Annotated in this window: 15 protein-coding genes; 4 read left to right on the top strand and 11 right to left on the bottom strand. The window is 32.7% G+C overall.

The annotated features are described in order from the left end of the window. Positions 1-171: 171 nt before the first annotated feature. Positions 172-1,416 (top strand): response regulator, encoded by a 1,245-nt coding sequence (locus tag HN894_11530; protein MBT7143957.1) that lies wholly within the window; start codon positions 172-174, stop codon positions 1,414-1,416. Positions 1,417-1,429: 13 nt separating this feature from the next. Here the strand turns inward: HN894_11530 and HN894_11535 are convergent, their stop codons facing one another. The 5 genes from HN894_11535 to HN894_11555 form a co-directional block, all read right to left on the bottom strand. Next, positions 1,430-2,440, bottom strand: a complete 1,011-nt coding sequence (locus tag HN894_11535) for a FecR family protein (GenBank protein MBT7143958.1) — start codon at positions 2,438-2,440, stop codon at positions 1,430-1,432. 114 nt (positions 2,441-2,554) lie between these two features. Then, positions 2,555-3,091: an RNA polymerase sigma-70 factor gene (locus tag HN894_11540; protein ID MBT7143959.1), complete on the bottom strand. Its 537-nt coding sequence runs from the start codon at positions 3,089-3,091 to the stop codon at positions 2,555-2,557. 50 nt (positions 3,092-3,141) lie between these two features. Further along, positions 3,142-3,798, bottom strand: coding sequence for a hypothetical protein (locus HN894_11545; GenBank protein MBT7143960.1), 657 nt, complete (start codon positions 3,796-3,798; stop codon positions 3,142-3,144). A gap of 136 nt (positions 3,799-3,934) precedes the next feature. After that, positions 3,935-4,450, bottom strand: a complete 516-nt coding sequence (locus tag HN894_11550) for a hypothetical protein (GenBank protein MBT7143961.1) — start codon at positions 4,448-4,450, stop codon at positions 3,935-3,937. A 20-nt stretch (positions 4,451-4,470) separates the two neighbouring features. After that, a complete protein-coding gene (locus HN894_11555) occupies positions 4,471-5,334 on the bottom strand; it encodes a sigma-70 family RNA polymerase sigma factor (GenBank protein MBT7143962.1) in 864 nt (287 codons plus the stop codon). 475 nt (positions 5,335-5,809) lie between these two features. Here HN894_11555 and rho point away from each other — a divergent pair, with 475 nt between their 5' ends. Then, positions 5,810-7,759 (top strand): transcription termination factor Rho, encoded by a 1,950-nt coding sequence (gene rho / locus HN894_11560; GenBank protein MBT7143963.1) that lies wholly within the window; start codon positions 5,810-5,812, stop codon positions 7,757-7,759. Positions 7,760-7,816: 57 nt separating this feature from the next. Here the strand turns inward: rho and HN894_11565 are convergent, their stop codons facing one another. Continuing rightward, positions 7,817-10,972 (bottom strand): hypothetical protein, encoded by a 3,156-nt coding sequence (locus HN894_11565; GenBank protein MBT7143964.1) that lies wholly within the window; start codon positions 10,970-10,972, stop codon positions 7,817-7,819. 79 nt (positions 10,973-11,051) lie between these two features. On the opposite strand from HN894_11565, the gene HN894_11570 reads away from it, so the two are divergent. After that, the gene (locus tag HN894_11570; GenBank protein MBT7143965.1) at positions 11,052-12,224 is read left to right on the top strand and encodes a DUF255 domain-containing protein; all 1,173 of its coding nucleotides are present in this window, start codon (positions 11,052-11,054) and stop codon (positions 12,222-12,224) included. A 20-nt stretch (positions 12,225-12,244) separates the two neighbouring features. Here HN894_11570 and HN894_11575 read toward each other — a convergent pair whose 3' ends face one another. After that, positions 12,245-14,896 (bottom strand): valine--tRNA ligase, encoded by a 2,652-nt coding sequence (locus HN894_11575; GenBank protein ID MBT7143966.1) that lies wholly within the window; start codon positions 14,894-14,896, stop codon positions 12,245-12,247. Between the two features lie 271 nt (positions 14,897-15,167). On the opposite strand from HN894_11575, the gene HN894_11580 reads away from it, so the two are divergent. Further along, the gene (locus HN894_11580; protein ID MBT7143967.1) at positions 15,168-15,416 is read left to right on the top strand and encodes a hypothetical protein; all 249 of its coding nucleotides are present in this window, start codon (positions 15,168-15,170) and stop codon (positions 15,414-15,416) included. A gap of 322 nt (positions 15,417-15,738) precedes the next feature. Here HN894_11580 and HN894_11585 read toward each other — a convergent pair whose 3' ends face one another. The 4 genes from HN894_11585 to HN894_11600 all read right to left on the bottom strand — a co-directional run bounded on the left by HN894_11585 (position 15,739) and on the right by HN894_11600 (position 23,471). Further along, positions 15,739-19,431 carry a molybdopterin-dependent oxidoreductase gene (locus HN894_11585; protein ID MBT7143968.1) on the bottom strand — a complete coding sequence of 1,231 codons (3,693 nt, stop codon included), beginning with the start codon at positions 19,429-19,431 and terminating at the stop codon, positions 15,739-15,741. A gap of 36 nt (positions 19,432-19,467) precedes the next feature. Then, positions 19,468-21,246 carry an NADH-quinone oxidoreductase subunit NuoF gene (locus HN894_11590; GenBank protein ID MBT7143969.1) on the bottom strand — a complete coding sequence of 593 codons (1,779 nt, stop codon included), beginning with the start codon at positions 21,244-21,246 and terminating at the stop codon, positions 19,468-19,470. Positions 21,247-21,251: 5 nt separating this feature from the next. Then, positions 21,252-21,773 carry an NADH-quinone oxidoreductase subunit NuoE gene (nuoE, locus tag HN894_11595; protein ID MBT7143970.1) on the bottom strand — a complete coding sequence of 174 codons (522 nt, stop codon included), beginning with the start codon at positions 21,771-21,773 and terminating at the stop codon, positions 21,252-21,254. A gap of 276 nt (positions 21,774-22,049) precedes the next feature. Next, on the bottom strand, positions 22,050-23,471 hold the full coding sequence (locus tag HN894_11600) for an aldehyde dehydrogenase family protein (protein MBT7143971.1): 1,422 nt from the start codon (positions 23,469-23,471) through the stop codon (positions 22,050-22,052). Positions 23,472-23,530: the final 59 nt, after the last annotated feature.

Raw genomic sequence — 23,530 nt, forward strand, 5'->3', positions numbered from 1 at the left:
CAACATAAAGCAGAAACTTCTTGATTTTTGTACAAATTTCGAAAGAATATTTGTTAATAGTTTTTATTATTCAATGTAAGAAATGCTATGTTTAGTCAAATATTTATATTGTAATTGGTTTTTAGGGCGTAATTTGAGTTTAAGAAGATAAACTTACTTTATGATTGAATAATGGAAGATACGATTTCTAATTTACAAAATAAAATTGCAATCTTAGAAAAGGAGGTGCAAACTTTACAAAATCAGTGCAAAACTCTGCAATCTGAAAAGGAAACTGCAATTGTCCAAAGTAAACAAAAGACACTTTTTTTGGCAAACATTTCTCATGAAATTAGAACTCCTTTAAATACTATTTTAGGATTTTCCGATCTTTTGTCAAAAGACAATATTTCTCCCGACGATCGAAAAGAATTTTCTGTTTGTATAAACGAAGATGGGAAAATGCTATCAAAATTGATCAATGACATAATTGATATTGCAAAAATAGAATCAGGTCAATTTGAGGTGAAGGAAAAGATTTGCGATTTAAATAAAACTTTAAAGGAGATTTATTCAACTTTTCAAAAAAACTTGCCGAAACTCAAAAAGGAAAATATTGTAATAAAACTGAACATCCCGAATAGAAATACAATAATTAGTATTGATACTCAGCGTATTAGACAAATTGTTTTTAATTTAATAACTAATGCTTTAAAATTTACAAACGATGGAAGCATAGAGTTTGGATATTCTTTCGATGTGCTTCAAGAAGGTGAAAAACAAAAAATTGCTATTAATTTTTTTGTGAAAGACACCGGTATTGGAATTCCTGAGCATGTAGGCAATAAAATTTTCGAAAACTTTAGTCAGGTTAAACCAACATCGTCAAAAGAATTTGGCGGAACAGGCTTGGGTTTGTCAATTGCACGCCGCATAGTTAAATTGCTTGGGGGAAATATTTGGTACGAATCAAAAATAAATGAGGGAACAATATTTTACTTTTCGATTCCTTATAATCCAGTATTGAAAGAGACTTCAAAAAATATTTCTAAACAAAAAATCGAATCTTTCGACTATAAAGGAAAAACAATATTGGTTGCTGAAGATGAGGAGGCAAATTACTTCCTGTTAAAGTCTATATTTCAGAGAGTTAAAGCAGAAGTAGTATGGGCAAGAGATGGACAAGAAGCTATTGATATTTTTAATAGCGAAACAAAATTTGATATGATTATTATGGATATTCAAATGCCAAATGTAAGTGGATCTGAAGCTACAAATGTAATTAAAAACAAGGATGACACTGTGCCAATTATTGCGCTAACTGCCTATGCACCTTTAGAATATGAAGATGATTTGTTGAAGGTGAAATATGACGGATTTTATACAAAACCAATAACTCCTATTAAATTTTTGAATTATATAAACGAGTATTTCTGAGAAGGTTCAGTTTTTATCGAAATGAAAAAATGTTTGAATAATTCTCATTAATTTTTGAAAATTCTCTATTCAAAATATTGATAATATTATCTAAAGATTGTTCAGAAAATCGTGCTGAAAGAAGAAATTTGTCATTAATGTCCTGATTAACTATTATTTCTTTTTTATATGCTTTTTCAAGATCATCTACAATTTTATTAATTGAAGCTTTTTCGAAAACAAATTTTTTGGTTTTCCACGATAAGAAGTTTTTGTCTTCGTTTATGCTCTTTTCTATCACATTTATAGACTTTTTCAAGCTAGCTTTTTCGCCAAATTGCAGATAAACTTTTTGAGTATTTAAATCGTCTTTTTTATCAAGAAATAATACATTTCCGGTAGCAACAATTACTTCAATCTCGTCTTTTTCTTCAAAGGAATTTATGCTAAAAGAAGTTCCATGCACTTCAATAATTGCATTCGACAATTGAACTTGAAATGTTTTTACGCCTTTTTTTATATCGAAAAAAGCTTCGCCATTTAAATGAACTTTCCGCATTTTAGAAAAATCATTCTGATATTCAATTTTGGACTTTGAATTTAGAAAAACTACAGAACTATCGGGCAAAACAACCTCTTTAGTTATTTCGCTACTGTTTTCTATCACCGTAATTCTATTGTTTGTTGCAATGTCGTCTTTCAGAAAATGCCAAATTCCAATTCCTAAAACAAATACCGCTGCTATTCTGAAAAAATAGAATTTCCATGATACAAATTCTTCATTATTTGCATGAGAAGTATGGTTTTGAGTTTTTGATTCAGTTTTTTTGAGATTTACATTAAACTTGTCCCAAATTTCATTTATTGATTCTTTTTTATTATATTTCTGAATGTCAGGATTATCCCATATTTTTTTTACTCCTTCGAAAAAATCCTCGTTTGCTTTATTTTGTTTTTTCCAATCTAATACTTTACTGTTCTCAGAATCAGTGGTTTCTTGAGCCAGAAATCTAATTATTATATCACTATCCTTAAAATTTTCCAATTTGTTATTTTTTATTCGACAAAATATATGACACTATTTAAATTCTTTACCCTACAAAATATATTTTAATTCTTTCATAAATAATCGATTTCCTATCCAATTTGTAGTTAAAAATTATCTATTTAGTTTTTTCCTGAGAATTTTAAGTGCTTTAGAAATCTGTGCTTCAACGGTTTTTACCGAAATGCCTCGCTTTTCTGCAATTTCGTTATATTTTAGAAATTCAAACCGGCTTTGTTCAAAAATTTCTCTGCATTTTTTGGGTAAACTATCGATGGCATTTTGAATTTTTTTCTCAAGTTCAGGTTCGTAATAGTTGTCAGGAGGATTCAGTTCCAGTTCTTTTAAAACATTGAAATGGAATGATTTATACTTATTTTCAATTTTTTCATGATTCAGAAAATTTATTGAAAAATTGTGAGTTGCTTTGAAAAGATAAGCTTTTAGAGAAGTAGTAATTTCAATTTGTTCTCGTTTTTCCCAAAGTTTCATGAAAACATCTTGGGTAATTTCCTCTGCAATTTCGTAACTTTTTACAAATTTTTTAGAGTATAAACACAAAGCAAAGTAATACATCTTAAAAACTTGCTCGAAATATTCTTCTTCTCCAAGTTTAATTTTATTTAATATGAATTTTTCAGATGTTTTCACAAATATTCAATTGGTTTTATTAATTTATTGAATAAATACCTTAAAAAATCCTAATAAACTAAATTAAAATTAGTGGTATCGAATGCTTTTATAAAAAAATCATTGGAAAAATTAGAAGGATTTCCATTTTCGTTTACAAACCAATCGATAGTGATATTTTGATTCCCGTAGGTTTTACAAACTACATATTCATCAACCTCATTTCCGGTATATTTGTGGTCTGTGTTGTTGCAACAATCATTGCAATTTAGTTCTGGTTTGCTAAAATTATATATAAGAATATCAGTAGTATTGTTTGGAAATGTATTTTCGATATGCAATTTTATAAATCCTTCGGGGTACATTTCGTATCGCTTAAAGTATTCCGAATTGCTTATTATATCACTATTAAACTCTTCACTAAAATTGAAATAATTATTTTTCTCGAACTCTAATTTGTATGCAGGAACGTATGAAACAGGCTGTGAGAAAGAGAATTCACCGTGTTGGTTGGAAGTTGTAGTTTCTACTAACTGAAAATTTGAGCTATAAGCCCCGGATTCGATTTTTTGGCAATAAAGATTAACTGTAACATCCTCCAATTCTATTTGATGATTAGGATCTTCGATGGTTCCTGAAATTGAAATATAATTATTCTTATCTGTACAAGCATCTATTAATAATATGATAAGCAGTAATTTGAATGGAAAAATAATTTTATTTTTCATAATATGGATTTTTATTGGGATTAATAATATCAAAAATAAATTGTCGGTGCATTAATTATTTTCAGTTATGCCATTTTTTTGAAAAGTGAGTTTTTTTTGTATTGAAAATGAGTTTAAATAATTACTATTAGCTGCCTTATAATGAGTTATTTAAGAAATTCAAAAGTTCAGAAATAAGTGGCTTTTTATTTTCACTAAGTTCATCGAAATATTCAGAAATTTTTTCAATGGATTCTTCAATTTCAAATGTGTCAAAGCAATTTTTATTGTTTTCGATAACGGTAAATGCTTCGATAGCGATATCAAGACTATCGTTTAACACAATGTCAATAAATACATTAAGGTAGTCGTAGAAATCAATTCCTGATTGCCAACAAGCAGAAACCAGCATTTTTTTTATTTCATTATCTGAATTATTTTCTAATGCATCTATGTAAAAATTTACTGCCGAATCGGTTTTTACATCGCAAATTAAATTAAAAACCATATTTTTTATTGCATCTTCATTAGTGGTTTTCAGTAGTTTGAACAATTCAGGCATATATTCAATGTTTGCACTTTTGCGAATGGAGTTTATAGCTTTTGTTACCGATTTCTGGTTTTGTGAAAATAAATCACTTATAATTTGTGCAGAGGTTTTAAGTTTTGTCATAAAAATAATAACTGTTGAGATTATCCTAAATAGCTCTTTAACATTTTATTACGAGCAGTTGATCTAAGTTTTTTTATAGCACGTTCTTTTATTTGGCGAACTCTTTCTCGTGTTAATTCAAGCTCATCTCCAATTTCCGAAAGTGTCAAAGAAGTTTTTCCAAACAAACCGTAATACGCTTTTATTACAAAAGCTTCTCTATAAGTAAGATTTGAAATAGCTCTTTCAATTTCTTTTTGCAACGATTCGTTAAGTAAATTTTTATCAGGACTTATAGAATCTTTACTAAGTAAGACATCGTACATATTTGCATCTTCTTCCTTCGAAATTGGTGCATCCATTGAGACGTGACGATTGCTGATTCTTAGGGCATCTCTCACACTTTTTGGAGCAATTTCTAATTCTTGTGCAATTTCTTCGTGCGTTGGATCTCTCTCAAATTTTTGTTCTAAATTCGACAATGTCCTGTTTATTCTATTTATAGAACCAATTTTGTTTAGAGGTAGTCTTACAATTCTGGCTTGCTCAGCAAGGGCTTGTAAAATCGAATGTCTGATCCACCAAACTGCATAGGAAATAAATTTAAATCCACGAGTTTCGTCAAAACGATTTGCCGCTTTAATTAAACCTAAATTCCCTTCATTTATTAAGTCTGGAAGGCTAAGTCCTTGATTTTGATATTGTTTTGAAACGGAAACAACAAATCGCAAATTTGCTCTTACAAGTCGATGCAATGCAGCCGAATCGTTTTTTCTAATTCTTTTTGCTAACTCTACCTCTTCTTCAACAGTAATTAATCCGACTTTACTAATATCTTGCAAATATTTATCGAGAGAAGGAGTGTCTCGATTGGTAACTTGCTTCAATATTTTTAATTGTCTCATTACTATATTTTTACAATGAATAATTTTTTCAGAAAACTGTCAAAAAAATGTACTATAAATATTTTAACTTAAATTTTAAGTTTTAAAGAAACTAAAAACTTTTTTATTAATAAAATGTTTATAACTATTTTGAAATAAAAATGCAATTTATTTTGCTTTTATAAAACAAAAGTATTACTATTGCAAAGAATTATCCAAATAGTTTTCGTAAGACAAGTTTTATTACATAACATTATCAATAAATTATATTGAAGTGTTAATTTGAAAAAAGAAAAAATTGTAGCGACTTTATTCTTTTTCAGTCAAGTATTTTATGAAAATGTAATAATTTATTACATTTAATATTAATTTAGAGTATGAAATTTAATACTTCAAACAAAAATATCAATCTGCCAAAAATCTATCACATGCCTTATTGTTAAGGTGTTAATGTTAAATTTAGCATTAAATAAACTTAAAAATTAAATTTGTAACTATGTATAATATTTTAGAGCTTAAAGAAAAAAAGATTCCTGAATTAAAAGCTATTGGGAAAGAATTGGGTCTCAGAGGCTTGAAAGATCAAAGAAAACAAAGATTAGTATATTTGATAATTGACAAACAAGCTGAAAATATGTCTTCGGGTGCTTCTCAAACCAAAGCTAAGGGTAAGAAAATTAAATCTGATGCACCTAAAAAACCCATTATTGAAACCATTGTAGAGCCTGAAATACAAGCAAATATTGAGAATGTTGAAACAGAAACCAAAAGTACTCCAAAGAGGAGTAGAAGGAAGAAAGAAAAACTAGAAAAAGGAACTGTAATTCAGGAAGATAAAAACGAAACTTCTTCTGAAACAGAGGTTTTAGCAAAAGAACAAATAAAAGAAACTCAAACGAAAATTTGGGACGAGGAAATCCCTTTGCAGGAAGAAATTCTATCAACAGATGATAAATTTAAAAGAAGAAGGCGTAGAACAAAGGTTAAAATTGATGTTTCAAGTTTAATTAAGGAACAAGGTTCTAAAACTCAAAAAAATGATGAGAAAACGCCTTTGAAGCCTGAAGTAAAAAAGGAAAATGAAATTGTAGATAAAGATGCTAAAAGTGAGGTTGTTAGCCCAAAAGCTGATTTAGCTAAAAACATCACAGAAAAAGTAGATGCTCCTGAAGAGACTGTAAAAGAGCAAGAAGTAGTAAAAGTTGAAAAAACTAAAACTAAAACTAAATCAAAAGAAAAATCGAGAGAAAAAGAAAGCTCTTCTGAAAATGCAAAACCTCAAAAATATGAAAAACACCAGAGAGGAGGAGATAGCGATTTTGAATTTGGCGGGATTGTTTCTAATTCGGGTGTTTTAGAAATTATGCCCGATGGATATGGTTTTATGCGTTCTTCTGATTTTAACTATCTGACATCGCCAGACGATATTTATGTATCTCAATCTCAAATTAAACTTTTTGGCTTAAAAACAGGTGATACAATTCACGGAATAGTGCGACCACCAAGAGATAACGAAAAGTATTTTCCACTTGTAAAAATCGATAAAATAAATGGTTGTGATCCGGATGTTGTTCGCGACAGAGTTCCATTTGAGCATTTAACCCCTTTGTTCCCTGATGAAAAATTCAACCTTACAACAAGAGGAAGGTCAAACTTATCAACTCGAATTGTCGATATGTTTTCACCTATAGGAAAAGGACAACGCGGACTAATTGTAGCTCAACCAAAAACGGGTAAAACTGTTCTTTTACAAGATATTGCGAATGCTATTTCGGCAAATCAACCGGAAGTTTATCTTATCATTCTCTTAGTTGACGAACGCCCGGAAGAGGTTACAGATATGGCAAGAAGCGTAGATGCCGAAGTTATATCCTCAACTTTTGACGAACCTGCAGACCGACACGTAAAGATTGCAAATATTGTTCTCGAAAAATCTAAACGAATGGTTGAGAGTGGGCACGATGTTGTAATTCTTCTTGATTCGATAACCCGATTGGCGAGAGCATATAACACTGTTTCGCCGGCTTCAGGGAAAGTTTTGTCAGGTGGAGTAGATGCTAATGCTTTGCACAAACCGAAACGATTTTTTGGAGCAGCCAGAAACATCGAAAATGGAGGTTCGCTAACAATAATAGCCACTGCCCTTACCGAAACTGGCTCAAAAATGGACGATGTGATCTTCGAAGAGTTTAAAGGAACCGGTAATATGGAACTTCAATTAGATAGAAAACTTTCGAACAAAAGAGTATATCCTGCCGTTGATATTGTTGCTTCGAGCACACGTAGAGAAGAATTGCTTCTCGAAGACGATTTCTTAAGCAAAATGTGGGTTCTCAGAAACTATTTGTCTGATATGTCGTCGGTTGAAGCCATGGAATTTCTGAGAGATAGATTAAGAAGAACAAAAACAAATGAAGAATTTCTAATTTCTATGAACGATAGATAAAAGATTTTTTTAAACAATATTTAAACTCTCGTATTATCTTAATACGAGAGTTTTTTTTTATAATGAAGGATAAATCAATGTGTTAGATAAAATCATTTTGATTTGGTATCCCTTGCCTGGATATAAATTTCCAATCTGATTTATGTTCAATTGAGGGGAGAAAATATTCCCATTCTCATCCTTTACTATTTCAACATCAGTTAAAATATTGCTTAACATATTTGCAATTGGTGCAGGGGTAGAATGTAAATAGGGTATAAATCTCCAACCTGTTTCAATAAAAATTGGAGTATTTTGAACATCCACTCTAGTACCAACAATTTGCAGATTTGTGGCAGAATTAGTTTTTATATTATATCCAGTAGTATTTAAAATATTCCCAATTTGATTTATTGTGTATTGCGGATAAAAAACCTTTCCATATTGACCTTTTATTAGCACAATATCACTTTCTATTGCCATAAAAACAGATTCTAAATTTAATTGATGCGGCTTTATATAAGTCGAAAAAATGCCCCAGTCAGCCGGCAAACTTATTTCCTGATTTTCGAAAGATAAGCTATTGCTCTTTTCAGGACTGGGATTGTGAAAAAAATACCAGTTTGTGTCAGCATCGGGAATTCTGCCAAATGATGTATCGGCAAACTGGATAGAAAAACTTATCGTATCTATTATTAAAGTATCAATTTCGGTAATATTATATAATCCAATTTGTTCACCGGTAGAACTTAGCTTAAAATTCAAATGATTATTGCCTTGAATAGTTTCATTGTCTGCCCATAGAATCAAAAAATCTTCAGCTTGAATGGTAGTTGAATTTGGCTGAGTTTCAGGAATTTGCCATTTATTTGGAATGCTAAAATCGTCAGTTATGTATAATCCACCTATATTTATAGGAATAGAATCGGCATTATAAATTTCAATCCAGTCTTCGAATTCTCCAAAATTGTCTGTTGTGTCCGAATTGTTTTTTGCCAAAAATTCATTTATATAAATATTTGAAAATGAATAAGAATGCTCAAATACTGCCGTAATTGATGTGTCGATAAAAAGCTCTATCGAGATAGTATCATTGTTTGAAATTCCTTCCCATTCTAAAAAACTATAGCCAGGATTTGGAATAGCTACAAGTCTCAAAGGGATGCTATCGAAATATAAACCAGAATCGGGGAAGCATGGAATTTCTACATCCTGAACTAAAACTTTCCCAGCCAAACTATCGGAAATATTGATTTTCAATTGAGACATTGTTGAAAGTGAAAATTTGTCGTTTATGTGCTGACGAACATTTGCAGCTCTGTTATTTGCAAATTCATACATTATATTTATATTTTCATTCCACTCTTGCTTCGAAGCGATTGATGCTCCTCCTGAAACGTTTTCCCATAGGGAGATGTGGCTTGGCATTGTACTTTCAATATTCGACTTCAGGCTATCAATTATTGAAATTACTCGTGTCGAATCAAAGCTTATGTTCATATGAGCTGCAAATCGTTGAATAAATTCATTTTTAAATTCATTAGAGTTGAGAAGTGCTGCAAATAGAAAAGTTGCAAGCGGTGGATTGTAGGGAAAATTACCTGCAAAAGTTGAAGCATGATCTAATGTGTTTGTAGTATCGCCTCCGGCTAAGCCAAAACCCCAATCCGTATCAAAAATAATCCATCGCCATTTTCCATCGGAAGTATTTGGTCGCCAATATTTTATGTTGTTCGCAGGCCAATCAAGATTATTGAAATAAATTTCAGCAATTTGATAATTAATATATTCATTAACATCCATTTGAGTTTTTATATAATCATAATTGGATTGGAGAAACAGATTATTTGTTCCCATAAAAGCAATCATACTATGATAATGTGAACGAGTTCCATTTATCACACCATTCAAGTTTTCCAACATGTCGAATTCGTTCAGCCCTAAATTGTAATTCGAAACAATATAATATTCATCATGCTTTTCGCGAAGATTGTATATTCCCCAAAAAATATTGTTTAAGAAAACTATGGAAGGTTTGTAGCTTTGATAATCAATATCCATTTGGTCTATTAAAAGTGTTTGCATCATCCCATCTCTAAACATTGTATAAAGGAAGTCGTTCCCACTATTTCGAAGTTTTAAATTCGTGAAGTTATTTATTGACTTGTGGTCAAAAAATTGGTAATTAAATCCAGTATTTTCATATTTTGCACCTGAATAAATCGAAAACGATTTTTGAATAAATAGTCGAGACATGCCCCCCGATATACTAATTCCTGCCTGTTTATTAATTATCTGCAATTTGTTTTCATCGAAGTATTCAATGTTAATCGGTCTCTTCCAATTTTTGCCAAAATTTGCTGTTTCAGGATTACCAAGAATATAATTTGGTCCTTCGGCGTATATTCCAAAATCGCTACTATACAAGTTTGAAGGATTTGTTGATATAGAAAAAACAGGCAAATCGAAATTTTCATTTATAAAATAAGTATGAGTTACAATCTTTCCAGGCAACTTTTCGACATTAATTACTCTTGCCCGAATTACTTCAGTTTGTGAAATTACAATCGGTAAATTATAAGTAGCAGAATTGGAGCTTGGAATTGAGCCATTTGTGGTGTATTTTATGATGTCAAGAGAATCACTCGAACTTAAAACGACATATTGCGGGGATGAAAAAAAGCCACCATTCAATGAAAAATTAACTGAGCTGGCTCTCACCGTATCACTATAACACAATGCGAAATTTGCAGCATCAGGAGTTGTAAGTCCAAAATAACACCATTCTTGTAAATTTGTAATTTTTCTGCCAAAAGAAATATCAGTCAATTGTTCACCAAAAGTTATTGAGTCAATTAAAACTCCGTTGCTGTCAAATAAAGCAAGTGATTCGCCTGCCCTACTTAGCTTAAAATTTGTATGAAGACTTGTTAGAACAGTGTCTTCATTGTCGGCATATATAAGTAAAAAATTATGAGCTTGAATTATTGTTTGAGATGGTATTTGCCATTTTTGGGCTTCGTTCAGATTATCTGTTATGAAAAATCCACTCAAGTCTATTGAATCATTAGTGGAATTGTAGAGTTCTATCCAATCTGAGTGCTCTTTGAAGTCATTATCAATAATATCGCTAGCATTCGAAGCCATAAACTCATTGATATAAATCGTTTGTGCCTCAATTTTTGTAAAATTTGATAGGATTATTAAAAATAATAATATAATATTTTTTAACATAAAACAGTTTATTTTTTCCAAATATACATTTTTCAAATAAAATCCTACATTTGTGAAAGTTAAATTTAAAAAATTTATTATGAAAAATATTTCAATAGTTCTGTTTTTAATGTTATCGTTTTTCTTGTCGGAAACAATTGTTTCTCAATCGGTGAATTTCTATGAAGGAAGCTGGGAAGAAGCACAAGAGGAAGCAGCAAATGTAAATAAATATATACTTGTTGATGCTTATACTGACTGGTGCAGTTGGTGTAAAGTGATGGATAAAAAAACTTTTTCCGATTCACTTACAGGAAGTTTTATTAATGCAAATTTTGTTTCATTCAAAATGAATATGGAGGAAGGAATTGGCATCAAGTTAGCTATAAAATACAGAATCACAGGTTATCCATCTTATATGTTTTTCAATAGCAAAGGAATATTAGTTTATAAATCGTCAGGTTTTCAGCCACCTGAAAAGTTTCTTGTTACGGTGAAAGATGCAATGGATGAAAAAAAACAGTTTAAGTATCCTGGCGATCCTAAAATGATTGATCTGGAACTTCCGGAATTTTACTATAATGCCTATAAAAAAGGTAAGGATAGAAAATGGCCATCGAGAGAAACTGTTTCCGAATTTCTCGAAACCCAGGAAGATCTTTTTTCCGAAAAAAACTGGACAATCATGTTTCGTTTAAATACCAACGATAAGTACACTAAATTTTTCCTCGAAAATCAGAAAAAATATGCCGAATTGTATGGCTGGAATGAAGTTAATTCTAAAATTGATAAAATACTTTATAAAAAAATTCAAGCAGCTATTAAAAACAAGGATAAAGAAAAATTAGATGAGGCACTTGTTTTTATTGATAAATATAAAACAGAAAACCCTGAGAATATTAAGTTTATCTATAAGAATCATTATTATGAAAAAATTGAGGACTTTGGAACTCTGATAAACTCAATTAATGAGATGATAGTTTTTTCCGGATTTGAAAATCACAGCAAAATAAATTCTTATTGCTGGAATATTTATGAAAATGTAGATGATAAGAGCATTGTTGAAGGTGCGGCGGAAATTATGAAAAGCATGATAAAAAAACATACGGAATATGCCTATGTTGATACATATGCAGCATTACTTTTTAAATCGGGAAATTTTAAAGACGCAACAAAATATGCTTTAAAAGCAATTGAAATAGGCAAAGCAAATGGCGAAAAAGTAGAATCGACCGAAGAACTTTTAAAGAAAATTGCTGAGAGTAGGAAATAGGATTTGTTGTTAGCTTTTGGCTATTTACTCCCCAAACTCAAAATTCTTTCTTCAAGGGTTTTTATCTTTTGCTCAGCGTCTTTCTGTTTTTTCAACTCGATATTTACGACCTTTTCAGGAGCATTCTCAACAAATTTTTTGTTGCTAAGTTTTTTGTTTACAGATGTAAGGAATTTTTTAGAGTATTCTAAATCTACTTCCAATTTCTTAAGCTCTTCTTCTGTATCGACGAGATTTCCAAGTGGCACATAAAATTCATTATTTTTTACTATAAACGAAATTGCACCATCAATTTTTTCGGTTGTGAAGTTTATATTTTCTAAGATGGCTGATTTTTGAATTATCGGATTAAAAGTTTTGTTATAACTATTTTCCTCAGTTTTTATCAACAATGATAATTTTTCTTTATTTGGAAGATTTTTGTCTTTTCTTATTTTTCGAATATTGGTGATAATCTCTTTAGTATCCTCAAATTTCGCAACAAACGAATTGTCATAGCTTTTTGCTTCCGGCATTTTTTCAATCATTATGCTTTCTCCGTTTTTTCTTTCCTCAATTAGTTGCCAAATTTCTTCACTAATAAAAGGCATAAATGGGTGCAAAAGTTTTAAAAGCTTATCGAAAAATCCTATAGTTGCAAAATAGGTTTTGCTATCAATTGGTTTTTGATATTGCGGTTTTATTAATTCGAGATACCATGACGAAAATTCGTCCCAAAATAGTTTATATACAAGCATAAGTGCATCTGAAAGCCTGAATTTTGAAAAATGCTCATCTATAAGTTTTATGTTTTTATTCAACTGATTTTCGAACCATTCGATAGCAATTTGTGCCGATTCGGGCTGTGGAATATTTTCGTCAATTTCCCAATTTTTGATTAGTCTGAAAGCATTCCATATTTTGTTCCCAAAATTTCTGCCTTGCTCGGTAAGGTTTTCGTTAAACAACAAATCGCCACCGGCTGGTGAACATAATAACATCCCAACTCTCACACCATCGGCGCTATATTTTTTTATCAATTCTAATGGATCTGGTGAATTTCCCAGAGATTTCGACATTTTCCTTCGCAAGTTATCTCGAACAATCCCTGTCAGATATACATTGCTAAATGGTTTTTTGCCAATATATTCGTATCCTGCAATTATCATTCTAGCCACCCAAAAAAACAAAATTTCGGGAGCAGTAACCAAATCGTTTGTAGGATAATAATACTTAATATCTTCATTTTCAGGATTTCGTATCCCATCGAAAACCGAAATTGGCCAAAGCCAGGACGAAAACCATGTGTCTAAAACATCATCGTCTTGCCGAAGGTCGTTTGCCGAAATTTCAGGATTTTCAATTCCTTGAGAAACAAGTTTTTCTTTTGCAAGAATCAGAGCCTCATCAATATTTTTTGCAATAACATATTCGTTACTATTTGGGAGAAAATATGCCGGAATACGATGTCCCCACCAAAGCTGCCGCGAGATGCACCAGTCTTTCACATTGTCCATCCAATGTTTATATGTGTTTTTGAATTTCGCAGGATAAATTTTCACATTATCGTTCATCACATTTTCAAGTGCGGGTTGCGAAAGTTCTTGCATTTTTAGAAACCACTGCATCGACAGTTTTGGTTCTATCACAGCATCGGTTCTTTCAGAAAATCCTACCTTATTTATATAGTCCTCAATTTTTAGGATTTTTCCGTTTTTCTCTAATTCTTTATAAACCAAATCTCTTGCTTCTGCTCTGTCTTTTCCGATAAAAATTTGGGCATTTTCATTGAGTGTCCCGTCATCGTTCAGAATATCAACAGTTTCCAAATTGTGTTTTATACCGATTTCATAATCGTTAATATCGTGAGCAGGCGTAATTTTTAATGCTCCTGTTCCAAATTCCATATCAACGTATTCGTCCAAAATAATTGGGATTTCTCTGTTAATTAAAGGAACAATTGCACGTTTTCCGGCAAGTTGTTTGAAGCGGTCGTCATTTGGATTTATGCAAACTGCTGTATCTCCGAGAATAGTTTCGGGGCGAGTAGTTGCAATTGTAATGTGCCCATCCAAGCCAACTATGCTGTAATTTATATAATAAAGTTTCGATTGAACTTCTCTATGAATTACCTCTTCGTCTGAAACGGCCGTCTGAGCAGATGGATCCCAATTTACCATTCTCACTCCACGATAAATTCTATCTTTTTTGAAAAGGTCGATAAAAACATCAATAACACTTTCCGACAGGTCTTTGTCCATCGTAAATTTTGTTCTGTCCCAATCGCACGATGCACCAAGCTTTTTCAACTGCTCAAGGATAATTCCACCATGTTTTTCTTTCCATTCCCAAGCATGTTTTAGAAATTCTTCTCTCGAAATATCGTTTTTCTCAATACCCATTTCTTTGAGTTTTGCTACAACTTTTGCCTCGGTAGCAATAGATGCGTGGTCGGTTCCGGGAACCCAGCAGGCATTGTATCCCAACATTCTGGCACGTCGTACCAAAATATCCTGAATGGTGTTGTTTAACATATGACCCATATGCAAAACTCCTGTTACATTCGGTGGTGGAATTACATTAGTATATGCTTTTCTTTCATCGGGTTTCGATTTGAAAAAACCTTGCTCCTGCCAGAATTTATACCATTTTTCTTCAGTTTTCGATGGCTCGTATTTAGTTGGAATATTCATCATTTTCTGCTTTGTAAATTCTAAAAGTTTGCAAAACTAATAATTATTATAAAATGTAGATTTAATATTATTAAAACTTGCAATGGAACGGGAAAACCAAGTTTAAGAAGAAATGTTTTTTTTCTATCTTATACATAGATGTTTACGGGAGATATTTTAAAAAATGCAAAAATACTCTCAAAAAACATGAAAGACTTTTAGTGTTTGTATTAAAACAATATGAAAGGCATTAGTTTTTTGAAACTATTTTATAAAAAAAATAGAATATAGAATGAAAAATATACTAAAGATATTAGAATTTCTTGTTTCGTTTGCAGCTTTGTCAAAGTTCAAAACTTTAACAAAGCTATGGTTAGCAATACTTACAACAATTTCTTCTAACATCACAATGGTTAAAAACAGTAATGGTTTAGTATATTGGCCAATCTATGGAATCAACAACCTAGGAAACATGAACCCCGGCGAAGGCTACCAAATAAAAATGCTGGCTGCTGATACTTTGGTTTATCCGGCTAATTAGATTCTTACATCAGTCCCTGCGGGTTTTCAAAACCCGCAGGGACTTTCTACGATACCAAAATATAATTCACTCCTTTTTTATAATGATAGTGTCATGTCAAGCATAATCTTTCAGCCCAAGTTTTGTTCTTCTCCAGTTTTGCTTTATAAAAAAAAGACTCACTTAGCTACGGCTATTCTTACTTTTTTTTATTTCGTAAAACAGAAAAATAACTGCAACTTAACCGAAACTTTATGCTTGACATGACACTAGCACAAGTTGCAAACTTGCAGTAGTATCGGGTATTTTATGAAATATACTAATCCATCATTTATAATGTGAATTAAAAATTATTATAAAAATATTTAGTAAGCCCATCGCAGCCATAATTAAAAGCTTTGTTCATATTATCGGAATCTGTTGATTTAAACTCAAATTTTTCTTTTTCTTTTTCAGTTTCGGTTGGAAGAAGGCTAATTGCTTCTTTCATAATATCCTCGAACGAAGAAATTCCATTTGAATTAAATTTCAGCAATAAATCGACAAATTGTTGATGATTTAATTTTTCAACTTTAGGTTCTAATCCGCTCTCAAATTGCTGAATTACTTTTTGAGTATTTGTGAAACTACCGGAAGATTCGGAAGGTAAAGACGCTGGTAAGATAAGATCGGCAATTTGGGCAGTTTCTGTCATAAAACTATCTTGAACAAGCACAAATTTAGTTTTTGCAAAAAGTTTTTCGATTTGGTTTTTATCCATGGCACAACCAATTGGGTCTTCACCAAAAATGAACATATTTTTAATTTTGCCTTTTTCTAATAGCTCTGTTTGAGAACTTTTACCAATTTCGGGAATATTTTCTTCGCCCCATTTTTCTTTCAGTTTAGAATTGTAGTCTTCATTGCTGATGCATTGAGTTCCTACACCATAGTGCTCGAATGCCCCCATATCTATCAATCCTTGCGAATTGCAATTTTCTTTGAGTGAAATTAAACCATTTGCAGTTTTTCCAAGTTTCCCTGTGATCAATGCGAGATTTCGCAACTCCAAACTTGTATTTGCAGAAATTTCATTTTCTGAGAAAATTAGTATCGCATTCATTTCATTATTATAGCCCTTTGCAAAAGTTTCAATTGCTTTTGCTGATAATCCTGACTGTTTTACTAATTCTTTAAAATCTTCAGCAATAATTTGTTTTTTGTAGTCATCAAAATTATGACAATTATCGTCGATAAACATCTGGTTTTGAAGATTATTAGAAAGAAGAAAATGATTAACTGCCTTCACAAAACCATAGTAAGATTTAATAAATAAGGTATCGTCAACCTTGTTTATCATTGGGCTATTTTGATTTGTGCTAACTAAATCGATACTTAATTTTTCGCTCGATTTTGCTTTTTGAACCATATAGCTGACCACTGCATTATTGCTTTCGTTAAAATCCGAACCAACAAAATACACTTTGCCGGCATCGCCAATTTGCTCGAATGGAACATTTGCAAGAGAATTTCTTAGATATCCTTTCCCTCGGAAAAGGTAATGGAAACTTCCAACATTGTTTGTTTTTGCACCTGCTCTTGCCAGTTTCTGAATTAGATAAATCTCCTCGTTCGATAATCTGGCTCCGCAGAAAAACGAATTTTCATCGGCTTTTACGCTTTTAATTTTTTCAGCAATTATATCATATGCTTCTTCAAAACTAATTTCTTTGAATTTTTTCTTAACTTTCAACAGAGGTTTTGTAATTCTTGAATTATCATTTAAATAATGATAACCGAATTTTGCAAACCTGTCGATATTTCCGTCTTTGTTAACCAAACCTTTTGTTCCGGAAACTCGCATTACAAAATTGTTTTTGTGATGAACAGTTATTTTTTCACCCGAAGAACCATAATTGTTTATCGTTTCGAAACTTTCCATTTCTACCGGTCCAGGCTTGAAAGGAACATTCTCGGAAATTGCACCGGTCGGACAAGTTGAAATACACATTCCGCAGGACTCGCAATTTGTTTCAGTAAGAGAATTTCCCATTGCCGGCGCTACATATGTTTCAAATCCTCTATCGACTAAACCTAATGCCGAAGCACCTACAATATCGCTACAAATGCGAATACATCTCGAACATAATATACATTTATTATTGTCAATCTCAATGTATGGATGGTCAAAATCAACCGAATATTCTTTATAGTCGCCGGCAAATTTTTTCTGGTCAATTTCATATTCAGTTGAATATTTTTTCAAATCGCAGGTAAAATATTCCGAGCAACCACATTCTAAGCATCTGTGAGATTCTTTTTTCGTAACTTCCTCGCCTTCGTAGCCAAGTTCAACTTCATTGAAATTAAGTCTGTGGTCGGTAGCCAAAGTTGGCATTTCTTTTCTTAGCTGTTTTAAATAATTTCCGAGATAATCGTCAGAAATCTGTTTTTTGAAATTGTCTTTTTTACTGATAAATTCTTTTTTCTCTTCTTTGATTTCTTCGCTCATCAAAAACTGATGACAACTTCTCGAAGCAATTTTTGCCTGAGCAATGGCTTCGATTATTGTTGCTGCACCTGTAACTCCATCACCGGCAGCAAAAATTGAATCAACTCCGGTTTGAAGGGTTTTCGGATTTGCATCAATATCGCCCCATCGATTAACTTTTAATTCACCTTCGGAAATATTATCGTTGATGTCGTTTATGAAATTAACATTTGTTTTTTGACCAATGGCAGCAAGTGCAAAATCTAATTCGAGCTCAAAGTTGGAGCCCGGAATTGGCATAGGTCGTCTTCTTCCTGATGAATCAGGTTCGCCAAGTTTCATTTTCAGGCAAGTCATCGATTTTAGTTTGCCATCCTCGTCTTTATTAACCTCTGTAGGATTTGTTAAGAATAAATATTCAACATTTTCGAGTTTCGATTCGTGAATTTCGATAGGATTAGCAGGCATTTCTTTTTCGGTACGACGATAAATAACTTTTACATCCGTACTTCCGCATCTAATCGATGTTCTGCAACAGTCCATAGCGGTATTTCCTCCACCAAGAACTGCGATTTTTTTTCCTGTAAAATCTGGCCTTTTTCCAGTGATTTCCATGTTTTTTAGAAAATCAATCCCTGAAAATACATTCTCTGCATCGTCTCCTTTAATTCCGATTTTAGTTCCTTTTTGCGAACCAATTGTTAGAATTGTAGCATTATATTTTTCGCTAATTTCTTTATAGCTAAGGTTTTTACCTAATTTTTTATTGTAAAAAATATTTACACCAATTTCGGTAATGGTATCAATTTCTTTTTGAAGAATATCATTTGGCAATCTATATTCCGGGATACCATACCTAAGCCAACCGCCACCAAGTGGAGCAGCTTCGTAAATATCGCACTGGTGTCCTTTTTGCTGGAGAAAATATGCTGCTGAAAGTCCGCCCGGGCCTGCACCAATAATTGCGATTTTTTTATTTGTTGAAGGAGAAATTTCAGGAATGAAATGATTTTCGGACATCAAATCCTGGTCGGCAGCGAAGCGTTTCATATAGTCGATTCCTACGGGAGATCCTTCGTCTAACAAGTTTCTGCGGCATGCAATTTCGCAAGGTCTGACGCAAACACGGCCGCAAATTGCAGGAAGTGGATTTACCTCTTTGATAAGTGCTACTGCTTCTGAATATAATCCTTTTTCTATTAACGAAATATAGCCTTGCACATCGACATTTGCAGGACATGTTTGTTTGCAGGGGGCTTCGCAATCGGCATAATGGTTCGACAGAAGTAGTTCTAAAGCTGCTTTTCGCGATTGTTTTACTTTGTCGGTATCGGTATATATGCTCATACCATCAGTAACTTTGGTTGAGCAAGCTGTTTGTAATGTTCGTGCACCTTCTACTTCAACTACGCACAAAAAACAAGAGGAATACGGCTCTAATCGAGGATCGTGGCAAAGTGTAGGTATTTCAATTCCGTTGCGTTTGGCCAGACCAAGAATTGTTTCATTTGCTATACCTTCAACTTGTTCTCCATTTAAAAAGGCATTTATTTTATTATTATTCATTTTATAGATATTTGTCAAATTTTCAATTAAAATAATTTATGATAACCTAATTGCTTCAAATTTGCATTTTGTGTAGCAAACACCGCATTTTATACAAGCTTTTTGGTCGATGAAATGAACTTCTTTTCTGGCTCCGGAAATTGCATCTACCGGGCAGTTTTTTGCACAAACAGTACATCCGGTACATGGATCAGGAATTACTGTGTAGGTAAGCAGTTTTGTGCAATTTTTTGCTGGACATTTCTTATCAAAAATATGAGCTTCGTACTCATTTCTATAGTATTTTATTGTAGTGAGAACAGGATTTGGTGCTGTTTGCCCCAATCCGCAGAGAGAACTATCTTTGATATGATATGCTAATTCTTCTAATTTTTCAATATCGTCTGCTTCGCCTTCGCCTTCGGTGATTCTTGTGAGAATTTCCAACATCCTTTTAGTTCCGATACGGCAGAATGTACATTTTCCGCAAGATTCTTTCTGTGTAAAATCAAGGAAAAATCGGGCAATATCAACCATGCAAGTAGTTTCGTCCATTACAACCATTCCGCCAGAACCCATAATTGCACCTGTTGCATTTACCGAGTCGTAATCTACTTGTGTATCAGATAAATATTTTGGAATACAACCACCAGAAGGACCACCAAGCTGAACAGCTTTGAATTGTTTGCCATCTGGAATTCCACCACCTAATTTAAAAATAATGTCTCGAATAGACATTCCCATAGGAACTTCAACTAAGCCGCCATTATTGATTTTTCCTGTTAAAGCAAAAACTTTCGTTCCTTTACTTTTTTCAGTACCATATTGTGAATATTCGTTTGGTCCTGAATAAATTATCCAAGGAATATTTGCAAATGTTTCAACATTATTGATATTGGTTGGTTTTTTCCAAAGTCCTGAAGTTGCCGGAAAAGGAGGCCGTTTTCTTGGCATTCCTCGTTCGCCTTCTACCGAGGCTATAAGAGCAGTTTCTTCGCCACAAACAAAAGCTCCGGCTCCTTCTTTCACATAAATGTCGAAATTGAATCCTTCAATACCACAAATATTTTCGCCAAGATAGCCTTTTTCGCGAGCCTGATCAATTGCTATATTCAGCCTAACTATTGCCAGAGGATATTCTGCACGACAATAAATAACACCACCAGTGGCTTTTATCGCATATGCTCCAATAATCATTCCTTCGAGAACTGCATGTGGATCTCCTTCGAGTAAAGACCTGTCCATGAATGCCCCTGGATCGCCTTCGTCTGCATTGCAAATTATATATTTTTCTTCGTTTTGGTTTTGATTAGCGAACATCCATTTCAATCCTGTTGGGAAACCACCGCCTCCTCGACCTCTAATTCCGGAATCTAAAATTGTTTGGATTACTTTTTCTGCTGAAATTTTTCTATCTGTAATTTTTTTAAGTGCAGCATAAGCATTTCGGCTTTCGGCTTCATCAATAGATTCCGGGTCAATATATCCGCAGTTTCTGAGAGCAATTTTTCTTTGGCCTTGAAAAAAGTTATCTTCAACCGTTTTGAATAAGCTACTTTTTACGATATAATCTTTTAGTGGTTCTTCTCGCTCGATATGATGTTCAACAATTTCAAGAGCTTTATCTTCGTCTATGTTTCCATAAAGAAATGAACCATCTTCGTCAATAATCTCTACCAATGGCTCTTTATAGCACATTCCGATACAACTTGTCTTTTTTAATTCGAAATCAAGATTTTCGGCTTTTTTTATTGCAGCAATTTTTTTGTAAGTTTTGTTCGCTCCGGCAGCAATTCCGCAACTACCCATACCTACAATAACTTTTGTTTTATTCATAGCGTTTAATTATTTTCCTTAATTTTAATTTCTTTAATGACTTTCGTGGTCAGTTTGGTAGTAAGTTTTCCGTATGTTTCATCGCCAATCATCATGACCGGTGCAAGCGAACAACAGCCAAGACAAGCTACCGACTCTAATGTGAACAATCCATCTTCTGTTGTTTCGCCGTCTTCAATTTTTAGGGATTCTTTCAAAGATTCTGTTATAGCTTTTGCGTTTTGAACGTGGCAAGCTGTTCCATGACAAACTTTAACGATATGTTTTCCAACAGGGTTTAATCGAAATTGAGCATAAAATGTTGCTACTCCATACATATCACTCAAATTTAAGCCAACTTCTTTCGAGATTTTCTCAAAGGCAGGCCTTGGCACATAGCCGTATTCTTCCTGAGTTCCTTGCAAGAGCGGAATCATATTACCTTTTTTGTTCTTATACTTTTTAATAAGAGGATCGATTAAACTCAAATCAATTGTGCTTGTATCAAGCGTTTCATCAATTACTTTTTTGATTCTTTGTATTCGCATTTCAATAGCTTTTTATTTTCAAAAATTATCCAAAAGTATATAATCCTGAATTAATTATAAATGATATTTCTCTTTTTTATGGAATATTTTGGTTTAATTTTTCTTTAAGATTATTTGATTGCATAAATGGCATATAATCAGTTGTTTATATGTGGAGGCAAAGTTCGCAGAAAACAGGTTTATGAGTGTATTAAATTAATCTTTCTTTATTAATATTAATAAAAACAAAGATTCAATATATAATTGAAAATTGTAAAATCAATGGATTAAGATTAACTACAAAACATCCTTAACCAGCAATTTAGACTCCATCATTTCAGCAATTGAATATTTAACTCCTTCTCTGCCAAAACCCGAATTTTTAATTCCTCCATAGGGCATATGATCGACTCTGAAAGTTGGGACATCGTTTATTATTACACCACCCACTTCCAATCTGTCGAATGATAAATTCATTTCTTTAATGTTGTTCGTGAAAACGCCAGCCTGCAAACCATAATCAGAGTTGTTTACATTTTCGATTGCAGTTTCAAATTCATCGAATTTTTCTATACTCACAACCGGTCCGAAAATTTCCAAAGCACAAACTTTCATTTCATTTTTTGTGTTAGTAAGAACTGTAGGTTCGTAAAAAGTTCCCTTGCGTTTTCCGCCGCAAAGGATTTTTGCTCCTTCCTGAACTGCATCTTTTACCCAAGACTCTACTCTTTGTGCATTTGTTTTGTCAATCATTACTGAAATATCTGTGGAAATATCGGCAGGATTTCCAGCTTTTAGTTTTTTAACTTTTGATACAAATTTTTCTGAAAATTCATCGAACTTATTAGAATGAACATAAATTCGCTGCACATGAATACAAACCTGGCCGGAATATGCAAAACTTCCTGAAATACATTTCTGAACTGCCGCTTCTATATCGGCAGATTGCGAAACTATAACTCCTGCATTTCCTCCTAATTCGAGAACAACTTTTTTCTTTCCGGCATCTTTTTTCATTTTCCATCCAATTTCTGGCGAACCTGTAAATGAAAGCATTTTAAACCTTTCGTCTGTAACTAATTGATTTCCGGTTTCTCTATCCATTGGTAAAATGGATACGCTACCTTTTGGCAAAGAAGTTTTGTCGATAATTTTTGCTAATTCGAGAACAGAAAGAGGAGTTGAGCGAGCAGGTTTCAAAATAATTGGATTTCCGCTGGCAATTGCCGGAGCAATTTTATGAACTGCCAAATTCATTGGGAAATTGAAAGGTGCAATTCCGGCAATCAGTCCAATTGGAAAATGCTTTATCCATGCTTCTTTTCCGTTTCCTGCCGTTGTCCAATCTATTGATAAATATTCTGCTGGAAGCCGTTTTGATTCTTCTGCAGCCACAAGGAATGTTTGCGATGAACGCTCAATTTCTCCGAGTGCATATTTTTTTGGTTTGCCAGATTCAGCTGACAATACATCAGCAAGATATCCTTTATTGTTGGCAAGCTCTGAAGAAATATACATTAGTGCCTCATATTTTTTGTAGGCAGACATATGTTTTAGTTCATCACTTGCCATCTTTGCTTTGTTTATCGCCGTTTCGAGCTGCTCCTTTTCGGCAAGAAATGTTTCTGCGAAGGTTTCATTGTTGAAAGGATTTTCGACCTTGATTTTTTTTGAGGTTTCAAGAAATTCTCCACCAACATATATTTTGTATTGCTTCATAATCAATAAATCAAGTTAGAGTTTAGAATTACAAAATTGTTATAATATTATAAATATTC

It is taken from the genome of Bacteroidota bacterium, assembly GCA_018692315.1.
Taxonomy (GTDB): domain Bacteria; phylum Bacteroidota; class Bacteroidia; order Bacteroidales; family JABHKC01; genus JABHKC01.